Consider the following 14,419-nt stretch of genomic DNA (forward strand, 5'->3'; position numbering starts at 1 on the left):
CAGCTCCGTAATTGTTTTCTGCAAAAGACGCTTAGCTGATCTCTATCTGACGGCTGGCCATTTTAGCGTCTTCATGTTTAGGGATACTGATGCGCAGGATACCTTCCTCGTATTTCGCTTCTATACCATTTTCATCAGCAGATTCTGGCAGAGTGAATGAACGTACGAAAGAAGTATAACTGAATTCACGTTTAGTGAAATTACGCTCCTGCTGCTGATCCTGTTGTGTTTGTTCAACAGAGATACTGAGCACATCCCTTTCCAGTTTCAGTTTGAAGTCCTCTTTTTTCAATCCCGGAGCTGCCAGCTCAATCTGGTAACTGGTACCGGTTTCGGACACATTTACTGCAGGTACTCTTGATACCATACGATCTGACAGAAAAGTGTCATTAAAGATAGAATCAAAAACATCTGTAAAGCCTGGCATCAGCCCGTTTTTTCTTTTTTGGTCGGCATTAAATTTAACCAATGTCATAGTTTGTCCTCCTTAAATTTGATTAATGAATAAAACAGTTAATTAATTAAACTACTGAACATGATGTTCATTAACCGTTTATCAAGCAGAATGCCAATTGTAAAAACAGTCCCCATGACTGTAAAAATTTCAGAATAGATGAAATTTTTACAGTTGAAATGACAAAAATTCATTGGTTCTTCGTGTAACAGGCCAGGGCCTTGCCTTTACTAAAGAAATGGTTCCGTTTCAATTAGATTATCTTAAATTTGATGCATACCAGAAAGTAATGCTGCTAAGAACCATCCTATTTACCGGGGCTGTACAAGGACTTTTCCAGCTCCTGCTTTTACGTGCTAAAAATAAATATCATGCGGCAGATTACTGGTTGATGGGCTGGTTGTTTCTGGTGAGTGCACAATTGTTTTTTTATTATGAAAACACCGCTGTTCATTCTCTTCTGACGGGCATAGGCGGTGGGCTGGCTTTTTCTATCCCCTTAATAAGTGCCCCGGTATTATACCAATACATCCGCAGTTTATCATTGAATAAGCAACCGGATCGTCTGATCCTTGCTCTATATACCCTGCCATGGATCAGCTATGTGATTATTATCCTGGGCACGATGGTAACATACCCTGGCGGTCTGGTCATTACTTCCGGCTTTCCTCATTTCAATGCTATGATCCCGGATGTAGTTATTTATTTATTTACCTATCCGATGGCTATAATACCAGGAGGCTATGCGATGATGGGGTTAATTACCCTTCATCGTTATCAGAAAAGCCTGCCGGATAACTATTCCTATACCGAACGTATCAATCTCAACTGGCTCAAATTGCTGGTGATATCCATACTATTGCTATTTATCTTTCTTTTTGGCCTGATCCGTTTTGGCACACAACAAAGACTGCTGCGTGCAGAAAACCTTTTTTTATACGTGGGTGTCGTGCTTTCAGTTTACGTTTTCCTGATCGGTTATCTTGGTCTGCGTCAAAATACGCTGTTACTCTCCGCAACAAAAGATCGTCCACTGACAGCCCACAGCAACATTTCCTATCAAAAAACAGGACTTGATGATGCCGCGGTGGAGCGAATATATCTGCAGTTACTCAGTCATATGGAAGCGGAACAACCATATCTGGAAGACGATCTTAGTTTAACTGCCCTGGCTCAGCAATTGGGCTTGAATACAAACCAGCTGTCACAAGTCATTAACCAGAAAGCGGAAAGTAATTTCTTCACTTTTGTAAATCGTTACAGAGTCGCAGCCGTAAAAATAAAACTCAAAGATCCGGCATTTGCCCATCTCTCCATTTTGGGGATTGCATACGAATGCGGCTTTCGTTCCAAATCTGCATTCAACAGGATATTCAAAGAACAGACTGGTATAAGTCCCATCCAATATCAAAAGCGGTAAATCAATTAAAAATAAGTCCTAGCCTGTAAGATGGGGCGACTGAGGCTTGATAAAGTAGTTTTTTTGAAGAAAAAATCGAAATGGAAATTCTCTCTCTGCTCCACAAAGGCAACATCACCATTCATGTATTCGCAGGTTCCTTAGCCCTCCTTACCGGAATATATATTTTATTTAAAGCTAAAAGAACCAGAATCCACCGGATCTCGGGAAGGGTCTTTCTGCTGCTTTTAGCCATTGTGGTTTTTACCGGACTTTCGGGTGTATTTATATTCAAGCGACACAGTTTTCTGCTGGTCATCACAGTGCTGAGCGGATACATGGGATTTTCAGGTTTACGTGCCATCCGCAGCAAATCTAACAAACCGCAGGTGCTCGATATAGCGGTGGCCTTCCTGGCACTCGCTTCCGTTATCTTTTTCCTCTGGTATTTCACCAAAACAGGTATGGTATGGTCAGGAATTATTATCTATAGCACCGTCGCTTACCTTATTATGGCAGTTGTGTATGATCTTTCCAGGTACTTTATCCCGAAAAAAGTCTATGGAAAATTATGGCTTTATGAACATATACTCAAAATGGTTAGTGCTTTTAGTGGTCTGCTCTCCGCTTTTTCAGGAACTGTATTGCCGCAATATCAGCCCTATAGTCAATTTTTACCCTCCGTACTGGGCAGTCTGATTGCTGTTGGTTTCATAATTTCGGCAGGCATTAATTTGAATAAGGCAAATACTTATTAAAATTCGTAAGTCGACCTATGTCCAATTTCAATCACCAGATCCTTGATCAGTTCTCTTCCGCTGTGCCATCGTTTTAAGCGGTTAATGTATTGAATTTCCTGTCTGTCTTTAATTTCCTGATCTGGCAGGTAATAATCAGACATGATCGCTTTCATAGCATTATGGATTTCAGACAAGCCTGCATTCAATATGAATTCCGGATTACTCGTAACTAAATCCGCCAGTGCATCCGCCATGCTTGCTGCATAATATGGACAATTCCAGTCGTGACGGTAAGGGTCATCGCCTTTTACATTTACCTTCTGCAGCGGATGCGAAAGATCTTCTACGATCTCCACAATCGCATCGCCGAACACATGCGTATATTCTTCAATAAAATGATTCCACCAGCGCGGGTGATGCGGCAGTTCTTTCAGTAAGGTATCACAGACCATCACACGCTTGGGGAAGTCCGGTTTTGCCGGATCCATAACGACAAGAGACACGCCAAAATGACCTTCTTTCGGTGAATGCCTGCTATAGATCACGAAAAACTGTGGTTCTGTCTCACCCGCTTCGTGCATGACGGTAGTCAGCTCCTTCATATCTTTTAAGCGATCTTCCAGGAAACCACGTTTGAAAAACACATGCAGATTACCCACTGATTTCGCGGTGCAGCGTTTACTATTTTCATCAAATACATTGTTGTTGGCCGGGCGACTTGTAAAATGATTACCACTATTATAGCGAATTTCTTCTGAGTCGGACGGATAATTACTTACATCTGCCGTATCCCCTGCTTCGGTCTGCTTATTCGGATGAACCGAGCGGAACGGAACGTGCATACGCTCACTATCCATCCGGCGGGCAAGGTTATAAATCCGTTCCTCTATACCAGCCAGCAAAGGGTCTCCGCTTACAGGATCAAAATATACACTTCCTGCACGACGCCCCAGATGACAAGCGATGAAACGATTTTTGAGTAGCTGCTGGATGGGATGCTGGGTATTCAGAAAGAAATCACGCAAAGCATCATTTACCAGGTATTCATCCAGCGTCTGATTGAATTGAAGCAGTGTTTTATCCGCATGTTCCTCTACCCACGCCCGCAAAAACAGGTATACTTTCCGGTCGAAAGCGTAATTAGCCGCTAATGCGATTTCCTTTGTAAGAGTGCAGTTTTTCATAAAATTTTCCGGGGAGATATAAATGAGCTATCGCTTTAATAGCCGATGAAACACATTATCAAGATAACGAAGTTTCACAGTTTTATTGCATCTAAATATGCAAATTATCTATAATAAATTCGCAAGTGAAAGTGTAACAGTTTTAATATGTGTGATTTTGATCAAATTCCGGTAAATAGTGACCCTAACGGACAATTCCTTATCAATAAATGGCTCTGAATTGCCTCTTTTTGTCGTTCTCAGTATTACCTGTTGTTAAAAAAAAGAAGCAAGATCAGAAAAACGCATAAATCACCGACATCGCTGCAAAGTATCCCGGTGATATTAAAGGAATGGGTAATGGTTGTTGCTCAACCTCAGTTAAATCCCTGCCTAAACTCCAGGGGCGACATTTTGGTTTTCTTTTTAAATAGTGTACTGAAGGACTGCGCATGTTCAAAACCCAGGTTATATGCGATTTCACTAACAGATGCGTTTGTAGTAGACAGTTTTTCCTTCGCTTTTTCGATCAGTTTCTCGTGCAGATGCTGCTGTGTATTCTGACCGGTATGCACACGAAGCAAATCACTCAGATAATTTGATGAAAGATTCATATGTTCTGCAATACGTTGTACCGTGAGCAAACCTTGCTGACCAGCTTGATTCGCATTGAAATAACTGTCTACAAACTGTTCAAATTTAGTCAGCAGTTCATAGTTGTTATTTTTACGCGTAATGAACTGCCGCTCGTAAAACCGGTTGGAATAGTTGAGCAGCAGTTCAATCTGCGACAGAATGATTTCCTGTGTATGTTTATCAATATGCACACATTCCTTATCTATTTTATGGAGTATCGCAATCAGATCATCTTCCTCATCTGCAGAGAGATGTAATGCCTCATTTACAGCATAGGAGAAATAACCATAATTACCTATGGTACCTGCCAGGGGATGTTTGAGCAGAAAATCAGGATGGAAGATCAGCAGGTAGCCTGATCCGCATTCCATATTCCGGAGATCCAGGTACTGCACCTGATTTGGTGCAGTGAAACTCAGCACTCCCTTATCATAATCATAATGCTGCTGACCATACCTGATCTTTCCCTTTGCCTCTCGTTTCAGTGCCACACAGTAAAAGCGGTTTACAAAACCCTTCCATATATCATCCTCCAGGAAGATGCTCTCTGCAAGATTAATGACGCTAACCAGCGGATGTTTAGGTGCTGGCAGCGATAACAAACGGTGAAATTCTGAAACAGAGTTGATGGCATTCATAGTACTAAATTAAAGATAATTAATCGATAAGCCCCATACTGAACTCATCATATGGTTTACCAGTATCTGTTCCTAAAGGAACGATACTTTCCAGTTTTTCCAAATCAGCTGTGCTCAATTGTATCTCGGCAGACAATAAGTTCTGTTCCAGGTATTTTCTGCGTTTTGTTCCCGGAATAGGAAGGATTCCTTTGCTCATGATCCATGCCAGCGCCAATTGTGATGATGTTACATTTTTTTCTGCTGCCAGAGCCTCAATGGCTTTGACCAATTCTATGTTTTTGTAGAAGTGATTTTCCTGAAAACGGGGGATTTCGCGACGGAAATCATGCTCAGGTAAGTCATCAATACTTCGGATTTGTCCGGACAAAAACCCGCGACCCAGCGGAGAATAAGCCACAAAGCCAATACCAAGCTCAGTCAGGGTTTCCAATACACCACGTTCTTCTACAGTACGTTCAAATAAGGAATATTCACTTTGCACCGCTGTTACCGGATGCACTGCATTAGCTCGTTTTACCGTTTCTGATGATACTTCAGACAAGCCGATATAGCCAATTTTACCTTCTTTAACCAGATCAGCCATAGCTGCTACGGTTTCTTCAATCGGTGTTCCTTTATCCAGGCGATGCATATAATACAGGTCTATATAATCTGTATTGAGGTTTTTTAGTGAACGCTCTATCGATTTCTTCACGTATTCTTTTTTGCCATTGATGGCCCAGGTTAATTTATCATTATCGTCTATTTCCCAACCAAATTTAGAAGCGATGATGTATTCGTTTCTCTTACCATGGATGGCTTTTGCAATCAGCTGTTCGTTTTTGAACGGGCCGTATAAGTCTGCCGTGTCCAGAAAATTGCCACCCAGCTCTAACGACCTGTGGATGGTAGCAATCGCTTCCTCTTCATCTGCCGGACCGTACATGTGCGCGTCTTCAAACCCTGTCATGCCCATACAGCCAAGACCAACTTTCGGAACAATTAGTCCCTGATTTCCCAATGCTATTTTTTCTATTTCCATGATGATATATTAATCATTCAAAGGTCGCCAGGAAACATGCTGCTGCTGTATGCAAAACCCCGAAGGTTGTATGTAAATCAAGGATAGAAATCAATCACGCCCTTCAATTGTGCCGGAAGGCTTCACATTTATTCTGTGTTTAGATTTTTTTGTTAAATATTGCTGGATCTTGATATTCTCCCACATGATCAGTTTGTCTTCAATCTTGGAAAATGCCCTGATCTCTCCATCCTGAGAAATTACCAGTCCCAGCGAGGAGGGATGGTTCCAGCAATAGGCAATCATAGACCGGTGCCTGGTGCCATAATGTTTCGGATCATGCGGCGTTAGCGACTTGGCTGTTGCCGTTGCGGTGGCAGAAATATAAATCTTGCCCGGCATTTTTTTAGCGCGCAGCACGGCACCAAAACCATTCGTGACCATGCTTCTGTTAAACAAGACGACGCCATCTACACAACTCTGTGAGGCGATAAAACTGATTGCACCAGTGATCTCATCACCGGTTCCTTTTTTATTGTAAAAAGATCCTGATTCTCTCAGGTACAGCATTTTACTTACAGAACGCCTGCCCGCCAGAAAATCACCCTCAATTCTGTTTTCAGAAACAAAGTTATCCACCGAAGCCATTGCATGCGCAATCATAGCAGAAGTTAAGCGCTCATACTGTATCCTGTATTTGACATCCAGATCCACACTGTCATCTGCAATCAGGATTGCTCCGCCATGCTGGTAACTCTGAATTTTTAGCAGTAATCTTGAGAAGGTCTGGATCCATAAGTTGTCCAGAAAGTCCTCCCAGTCCGCATAAAGTTCTGCGGGATGGTTCTTTTCTAAATAATCCCGCATCGTTACCTTTAGAAAATCTGCATTCTTTTTAAGCATCTTGGAAATAGGCCCAATGGTAAGCACATCAACATAACGCTTCACCAGTACATTTTGCTTCAGCGTAGCCAGCAACTCATAATCGAACATAACATTCAGCGTGCCGATATCACTTACCGATACCTGAAAGAGGCCCGGCTGTTCTGAGTCGGTATCAGATTCATAGTTCAGGAAATTCTGGTAATGCATTGCCTGATCAATCAGTCCCCAGATATGCAGTTCCCCTTTCTCATTATAATAAACTGCCAGCGAAGAACTCAACGGATCTGCAGCCTTGGATATTTTGGCCAGCGATTTCGTCGTCATCGGTATGTGCTTTTCAAAAGCAACACAGCTCCACCTTTCCGGCACTATGCGTCCCGGCGGTGTCGGATCCGGATTCTCCGGATCGATAAAAGTAATGGTTACCCTGATTAAATCACTCTCCTCTTTACACATACTCGAATAAAAGAGGCAGTCAAAAAGATCTTCAAGAACTTTTAAATCCGGCAGTGCCAGTTTACTTCTGCTGAGCTTCAGTTTATTTTGTACGAGAAGAGCAAGGTCCTGCGGGCGTGAATTTTCCAAGTTCGAACGATTTTATATTTAAACACTTAAAGGTAGGAATCGTTTTAAGACACAGTGAAATATTTCAGTAGCCGCAGGTAGCCCTTGCTATTTAAATGTTATTTATTCGCCCTCCATTGCCAGGGTAAGGTCGGTAGTAAACTCCAATCCCGTTGTGGTAAGTGCTGTAATGATCAGCTTATACTGGCCAGCCGTGAGGCTTGAATTTTGTTTTACCCTTACCGCACCAGTTGTACTCTCTATTTCAAAAATCCCCTGCGAATTATCATATGCCACACCGTCTTTTGCAATAGAACTTATCCTGAATGTAGATTTGTAGCGCTCAGGATAGAGTACAGGTTTTGCGGATAAATAACCATTAGACAAAGCGATATGCAGCAAATTGAAAATCAGCGTAAGATCGTATTCCGGATAATAGGTTCCATAAAAGAATTTGATCTGCGGAATAAATACCACCCGGAGTTTTGTAGCAGCAACAGTAAAACCATCCTTTTGTAAAGCAGGTTCCAGGTTATAAGTCTGCTCGGCCTGCTTTTTAGTATCTCCCGCATTTGCTGAAAATCTGATCTGGGCACCTGTAATAGCGACTACTGAATTTGCATCAGCAACTGCGGGAAGGTACCAGGTAGTTCCTTCAGTAGATATAGCCGGGGCTTCAAGTTCAAAAACGGCACCTTTGTCGCTATACAGCACATAAGCAAAAGGTATTCCGCCAGTTTCTTTCAAATCTTTAATACGGGCCTGAGCCGGGTTTACCCTTAAAGCCATAGTTTGCCGCCCGGTAATTGTTCCCTGCGAAGAACTGGCAACTACTGTTACCTTATAACTCTCCGGCAAGGTATTCCCATTTATCGAGGAAACCGCTCCATTGGGATAAACTAAACGACTGTCAATATGTATTTTTCCCTGCTGTTTGTCGACCGTCACCGCCCTGGCCAGCTTGTCATATAATTTAACTCCGCTGCCGATCTGGATATTCTCAGTTTCATTGAACTCGATTTTAAAAGTCAGGTCAGCCTGTCCGGTCAGCTCAGCTGGCAAGGGCAGATCAGTTACTTCACCGTATACGACCGAAAGTGTTGAAGGAAGCGAAAGTGAAATCTCTTCAGGAACAACAGCTGCGTCTTTTTTGCAGGATGAGAATGTAAGTAAGAGCATGAAAATACCGGCGGCGCCAGGTAATAGCTTTTTGTAAGTTTTGAAAGTCATGTGATTATTTTTTGCCGAAGGTATGAACATATTCGCTAATACGCAACACTGTTGCATTAGTGTTTTATTGTATTACATTTGCAGCAGATTAAACAGAGACAGATCCATCCTATCAAAAAAAACATATGCCAGTTAAGCTTTCTATCTATTTTGCCCTTCCCCTATCTTTCCTATTCCTAAACCTTCACGGCACCGCACAGGAAAAGAAAAAAACAGATTCCCTTAAAACCATCCAGCTCCCTGCGGCAAAAATCAAGGGTAAAGAATCGAAAAAGAAATTTTCAAGAGAACTTACGCGGAACGAACTAGACCGCGTACAATCCCGCACACTCGGCGAAACCCTGAGTCGTACTCCTGGCATACAAAATTCTTATTTCGGCCCTAACTCCGGTGCTCCGGTAATCAGGAGTCTCAGCGGAAACCGCGTTAAGATACTCAGCAACGGATTGTCAATTAACGACCTCTCCGGAATGAGTCCGAATATCAACATCAACATTGATATGGATAATGTGTTGGGTATAGACGTTTTTATGGGCAATGCAAGTGTACTCTACGGTGGTAAAGCCATCGGCGGTGCCATCAACATAAAAGACAATACCATTCCCGTAGCACTTTTTCCTAAAATAGTGAGCGGCAAAGTTGTGCTGGAAGCGGGTACAAATAGCGGCACCAGGCAGGCAGCTGATATCAATGGAAATATAAGAAAAAAATGGGCCTGCCATATTGGTGGTATGAATCAGCGCAACGGCAACCTGAAAATTCCGGGAAATACAAAGGCACCAATTGCGTATGACCCCGGAATAGACAATCTTACAGAAACTATGGCGCAGGTGAAGGTGGATAAGGAGATTATCCGTAATCTCACTTTATATCCCTACATCAGTCAGTTTGTCCTTAACAATTTAAATAATCCTGACTTTGGATTGAGTGAAGCAGATTTGTACACCATGCAGGCAAACTCTATCATTGGAGGTTTGCCTGTAGCCAATCCCACAAACGAAAAATATATAGCCGGTCAGGATCCGAATACACCATTTTCTACTACTGTCATTAAAGGCATTCAGGACTATGCGCCCGTGACTAAGGGGATTATGCCTAACAGTCATGCAGAAAGCCGGGCTATTAATATAGGAACAAGTTATATAGGTAAAAACTTTTATCTGGGGGTAGGATTCCGCGGTCTTGAAGGGTATTACGGGATTCCTGGTTTTGCCTTAAGCAGCAAAGCAGGACATACGCATGATGCGGTGACCCCTGAATTGGAGTATTCCCCGATCAATACCCGGTCCTTATCAAATGCGATATTATTTGAAGCGTTGCTGAAACCTGAATTCGCAGCTGTATCCTCCTTAAAATTAAATTATCTGTTGCAATTTGCTGACGACCGTGAACTGGTAGGGATCTACCAGGTAAATAAGTTTAACACAGAGAGACAAGCCCTTAGAATGGAAATTGAGCAAGGCAAATGGAAGTTCCTCACTGGCACCACCGGATTTGATTTTTCATTAATAGAGATGAAGGGAGAAGGCAAACTCAGGTATTTACCCAACAACCTGAGTCGTGAATCCGGTGTATTTACTTTACAAAGATTTGATCTTAGTCCTGCACATTTAAATGTGGGTTACAGACATGACCAGGTAGCCAGAAAAACTTTGCAGGATGATACTTATAAAAGAAGCCGGGGACTTTCGGGTGGAAATCTATCTGCACGCGATTTTGGATTGAATCACTTTACTACGGATCTGCTTCTGGACATTTTCAAGGCAGTATACCTGAAGGCAGGTTTTACCCATGCAGAAAGAGCGCCTGATGTGAATGAATTATACGCAGGAAACGACCACTTTGCTATTATGGTGGAGGAAAATGGCGATGACCGGCTGAATAAAGAAGTTTCAAAAACATATGAACTCGGTGCTGGCCTGAATTACAAAGGCCTGAAGATTACTACAACCCATTACCAGACCGTATTTCAGGATTATTTGTATTTGGCACATACCGGAATTTCCCGTTCAGGTGGCTTTCTGGTGAAAGAATGGCGGGCATCGGACACCAAAATAGCAGGCTGGGAAACTGAACTGGCTTACAAATTATCCTGGGGAAAAGACAGAGCTGTAGAATTCTCTTCCTTTTTTGACCTGGTAAAAAATGAAAACACATCAGACGACAGATTGCGAAAATGGGCTGAAGGAGATTATATGCCCAATCTACCCACCAGCAGATGTGGTTTATCCGGCACTATTGCAATGCCGAAATTTGATTTTTATATGGCTGTTGACCGTTATATGAAACAGCATTATCTCGGTAAAAACATCAATCCTGAGCCACCAATGCCTGCATATACTTTGCTGGCCGCCAAGGCTACATACAAAACTACTTTCAGCGGATTAGGATTTGAATATTATGTTTCTGGAAATAACCTGCTGAATGCAGAGGCCCGTCCTCAGAATTCATTTTTGAAGTACCTTGCCCCTTTACCAGGAAGGAATATTTCCATTGGGATCAAAGCAATCTTATAAATACAGATTGCTTCGATCCGCCACAGGAATTGCTTCGAACTAAAAAACCAGATAACTTTGTTTAGTACCTGAAGCTGCAGCAGTTTCAATTGCATTGATCATTCTATGTCTTACTACAGCATCTTCAAAAGTAGAACATAGTTTTGTTCCTTCATGTATATCCTTTGCCACACGGGTATAATGCTGCGCGACATGAAAAGCAGGTCCTTTAGGGGCTTCATCATTTACCCAATTGTATTCTTCAGGCACCGGAAGTTCTGCCATCACTTTATCGGTACCTTTACCACCTTTTATAGTTACCGGATAAAAACCGATATGACCACCATCAGCAGTGATCTGAAGATTACCCTCCGTACCATTAATTTCCCATAAAAAATTAGTTCCTCTTGACGCTCCGGCTCTAAAGTGTATAGCAGCTATAACTTCATTTTCCATTATGCCACTTATACTAATCTGATCAGCGATAGTGACTGGGATGGATGTTCCGGTATCTGCAATTACAATATTTTTCCGCTGTGTTGCCGTAACTGCTGTCAGCTCCTTAAATTCCCCTAAACAGTAACATACAGCGTGTACGGTTGCGCCCAGTACAATACTGAGCATACTTGCACCATTTTTTTGATCCATCGTATAGGCATTTGCCTGATCTACCTCAGCAAAACCGCCGGATGCAATCATTGAAGTAGACAGGACTTCTCCCACATATCCTTCTTTGATGAGATCTCTGATATAATTGATTGCAGGAATGGATTGGGTTTGCAATCCCGTTACCGCATAAATATTTTTCTCTCTGGCCAATTCATCCAGCATTACGGCTTCTTCAAGTCCGTTGCCCAGAGGCCATTCGCAATATACCTTTTTACCTGCATGCAATGCAGCAGTCACCAGCTCCTTATGATAAGGAACTTTTACTGTAATCACCACCAGATCAATTTCTCGTGAAGTGACCAGATCATGGTCATTATCAAAAGTATGTTCAATCCCAAATTTCTCTCCTGCAGCTGTAGCTTTTTCTTTGGTACGGGATGACAAAGCCGTGATCTTAAACTGCGGCAAAGATTGCAGTGCAGGGATATGAGCCATGGAGGCCCAGCCGCGGTTAACATCTACCCCTATTATTCCTACCCTGATTGTTTTGTTTTCCATAGCTAGTTCTGACGAATTGATTTAATTTTTTTGTCTCCCATTACTTCGTAAACCTGAGTAATAACACTGGTGAGATCAAGTGAGGGCGAGATATCCATGTCTTTTCCTTTTTCCTGTATCAGCTGCATCAATGCTTCAACTGCCTCAACTTTGATGTCGTAGATGGTGAGATAAGGGCTGTCAGTAGTGTTCAATCCTACCAGAGGTTTAAACCGCTGTGCTGCATTTATACCCGGGATTCCCAATAGCTGCACAATATGGATTTCATCATACCATCTGTTATAATCCTCTTCCAGTCCTGGAACTGGTTTAGAAAATGTTGTTAAGATGTAGTCTTTCATAGTAATATTTTATTAGACCACAAAGATCTGCAGCTGGCGACAGTAAAATGTGTGCACATCAAACCGGCAGTTATGCCAATCAAGTATCTTGAAAAATATAGGCTATTATTTGGCCTTAAATGCACCAGGAGCGATGTTCATGTGCTTTCTGAAAAAGGTATTAAAATTAGAAGTATGCTCAAATCCAAGGCTGTAAGCTATTTCGGCCAAAGAGTAATCCCCCTGCTGTAAAAGTGACCGTGCTTCATTTGCTACACGGGCGGCAATGAGTTCACTTGTACTTTTGCCACATACCTCTTTGATTGCCTTATTCAGATAATTCACATGAATAGCTAGTTTTTCTGCAAAATCTCCAGCCTGTTTTAGTTCGAGATGCTTTTCTGCAGGAATAACCGGAAACTGCTGTTCAAGTTCAGCTAAAAATAATGACGTAATGCGGGTAGCGGCTGTTACTACCGATTTATTGGTCTTATCCTGCAGATATTGATGCGCTTCGTAAATAACAAGTAACAAATAATGTGTAAGCACAAGATATTTATGTTGATAAGCGGAGGCCGACTCTTTCAGCATTTTTTCAAAAAGAAAAACAAGATCGCAGGTTTGTTCGTCGGAAAGTAAGTACAGCGGATTGAGCTGAATATCAAATAGTGCAGATTCCTTGAAACTGGCCTCCGACATAGAATTACTAATAAAATGATGATCGAAGTAACAAAAATAGCCCGTGTCCTGCTGGAGGGATTCCCATCGGTAGGCTAATTCAGGATTATAAAAGATTAAAGAATTTCCGGTAATTTCTATTCTCTGATCACCTATATGTAATACACCACTCCCTAAAATCAGAGAAATCTTGTAAAAGACACTTTTATGCAACTGATTCACCACCGTACAGATTTCACCACCTTTAAATACATCAAAATGTTTCTCCTGCGATAGCATCATGTATTCAGCATAACATGCCGTATTATTCTGCACTAATTGCTTAAGGGTAACTGCCTTTGTTCTCATTCGCATGGATTCAAATTAAAGCTGCACGTAGGTGCTGATTTGCCGTAAGATAGGTAACTATTTTAAATTGCTGCCAGGAATAACTGGCAGCAACATGTAAATTAAACCTGCTTTATCAATTGTATGTTCCCAAAAATATCCACTTCATCTGCCAGGATCAACTTACCCGCAGCTGTAATTCCTCCCCATCCTAGTCCGAATTCCTTTCTGCTGATCTTTGTCTTCACCGTAAAGCCGGCACATCTATGCCCGTCCGGATCCGTTACTAATCCTCCAAACCCGCCATCCAGAACGATCGGTCTGGAAACATCCTTAATCTGCAGATAACCATGCAGTTTATAATCTCTGCGATAGGCAGCCAGTAAGGAAGGCGGTGTCTGGCCCTGTTTGTGGAAAGCAGTACTCCGGAATTGTAAATACCGGTAATTGTCTACGTCAAAGAAATCAGACGATTTTAAGTGCTCATCCCTTGGCCCGTGATTCGTCATCAGCGTTGTCATATCAGCTGTTAACTGCAGTTCGGTCACTTCCCCGAAGTCATTTCCTGTGGTCTGTACATTGAGATCGAATACCTGGACAAAACCTGTCACTACACTTATTGTAAGGTACTTGATTTTGAAAAATAATTCGCTATGGAGAGGATCAACCTTCCAGTTCGTTTGTATGCCGTTATGTGTTTCTGATAAATTCGTTGTCATG

General features: G+C 42.1%; 13 protein-coding genes. 3 read left to right on the top strand and 10 right to left on the bottom strand.

Annotated elements, in window-relative coordinates:
• Positions 1–31 precede the first annotated feature (31 nt).
• Positions 32–475 (bottom strand): Hsp20/alpha crystallin family protein, encoded by a 444-nt coding sequence (locus OQX62_RS10050; protein ID WP_265831363.1) that lies wholly within the window; start codon positions 473–475, stop codon positions 32–34.
• A 217-nt stretch (positions 476–692) separates the two neighbouring features.
• Between OQX62_RS10050 and OQX62_RS10055 the strand changes: the two genes are divergently transcribed.
• Together OQX62_RS10055 and OQX62_RS10060 are read left to right on the top strand one after the other, a co-directional pair.
• Positions 693–1,874 carry a helix-turn-helix domain-containing protein gene (locus OQX62_RS10055; protein ID WP_265831364.1) on the top strand — a complete coding sequence of 394 codons (1,182 nt, stop codon included), beginning with the start codon at positions 693–695 and terminating at the stop codon, positions 1,872–1,874.
• A gap of 80 nt (positions 1,875–1,954) precedes the next feature.
• Positions 1,955–2,611, top strand: coding sequence for a hypothetical protein (locus OQX62_RS10060; RefSeq protein WP_265831365.1), 657 nt, complete (start codon positions 1,955–1,957; stop codon positions 2,609–2,611).
• Here the strand turns inward: OQX62_RS10060 and OQX62_RS10065 are convergent.
• From OQX62_RS10065 to OQX62_RS10085, 5 genes are all read right to left on the bottom strand, one after another.
• Positions 2,608–3,777: a hypothetical protein gene (locus OQX62_RS10065; protein ID WP_265831366.1), complete on the bottom strand. Its 1,170-nt coding sequence runs from the start codon at positions 3,775–3,777 to the stop codon at positions 2,608–2,610. The two genes, OQX62_RS10060 and OQX62_RS10065, sit on opposite strands and share 4 nt — an antisense overlap.
• 356 nt (positions 3,778–4,133) lie before the next feature.
• Entirely contained in the window at positions 4,134–5,030 is an 897-nt protein-coding gene (locus OQX62_RS10070; RefSeq protein WP_265831367.1) for a helix-turn-helix domain-containing protein, read from the bottom strand.
• Between the two features lie 19 nt (positions 5,031–5,049).
• Entirely contained in the window at positions 5,050–6,054 is a 1,005-nt protein-coding gene (locus tag OQX62_RS10075) for an aldo/keto reductase (RefSeq protein ID WP_265831368.1), read from the bottom strand.
• A gap of 90 nt (positions 6,055–6,144) precedes the next feature.
• Complete coding sequence (locus tag OQX62_RS10080; protein ID WP_265831369.1) at positions 6,145–7,503, bottom strand: putative sensor domain DACNV-containing protein; 1,359 nt, start codon at positions 7,501–7,503, stop codon at positions 6,145–6,147.
• 102 nt (positions 7,504–7,605) lie between these two features.
• Positions 7,606–8,712 (bottom strand): hypothetical protein, encoded by a 1,107-nt coding sequence (locus tag OQX62_RS10085; RefSeq protein WP_265831370.1) that lies wholly within the window; start codon positions 8,710–8,712, stop codon positions 7,606–7,608.
• A gap of 125 nt (positions 8,713–8,837) precedes the next feature.
• Between OQX62_RS10085 and OQX62_RS10090 the strand changes: the two genes are divergently transcribed.
• On the top strand, positions 8,838–11,228 hold the full coding sequence (locus OQX62_RS10090; RefSeq protein ID WP_265831371.1) for a TonB-dependent receptor: 2,391 nt from the start codon (positions 8,838–8,840) through the stop codon (positions 11,226–11,228).
• A 39-nt stretch (positions 11,229–11,267) separates the two neighbouring features.
• Here the strand turns inward: OQX62_RS10090 and OQX62_RS10095 are convergent, their stop codons facing one another.
• The 4 genes from OQX62_RS10095 to OQX62_RS10110 all read right to left on the bottom strand — a co-directional run bounded on the left by OQX62_RS10095 (position 11,268) and on the right by OQX62_RS10110 (position 14,418).
• On the bottom strand, positions 11,268–12,374 hold the full coding sequence (locus tag OQX62_RS10095) for a Gfo/Idh/MocA family protein (RefSeq protein WP_265831373.1): 1,107 nt from the start codon (positions 12,372–12,374) through the stop codon (positions 11,268–11,270).
• Positions 12,375–12,376: 2 nt separating this feature from the next.
• Positions 12,377–12,715, bottom strand: a complete 339-nt coding sequence (locus OQX62_RS10100) for a DUF4286 family protein (RefSeq protein ID WP_265831374.1) — start codon at positions 12,713–12,715, stop codon at positions 12,377–12,379.
• 105 nt (positions 12,716–12,820) lie between these two features.
• Positions 12,821–13,720 carry a helix-turn-helix domain-containing protein gene (locus OQX62_RS10105; protein WP_265831375.1) on the bottom strand — a complete coding sequence of 300 codons (900 nt, stop codon included), beginning with the start codon at positions 13,718–13,720 and terminating at the stop codon, positions 12,821–12,823.
• 101 nt (positions 13,721–13,821) lie between these two features.
• Entirely contained in the window at positions 13,822–14,418 is a 597-nt protein-coding gene (locus OQX62_RS10110) for a YceI family protein (RefSeq protein ID WP_265831376.1), read from the bottom strand.
• Position 14,419 lies beyond the last annotated feature (1 nt).

Origin of the sequence: Pedobacter sp. MR2016-24, from assembly GCF_026239655.1 — a bacterium.
Lineage (GTDB): Bacteria > Bacteroidota > Bacteroidia > Sphingobacteriales > Sphingobacteriaceae > Pedobacter.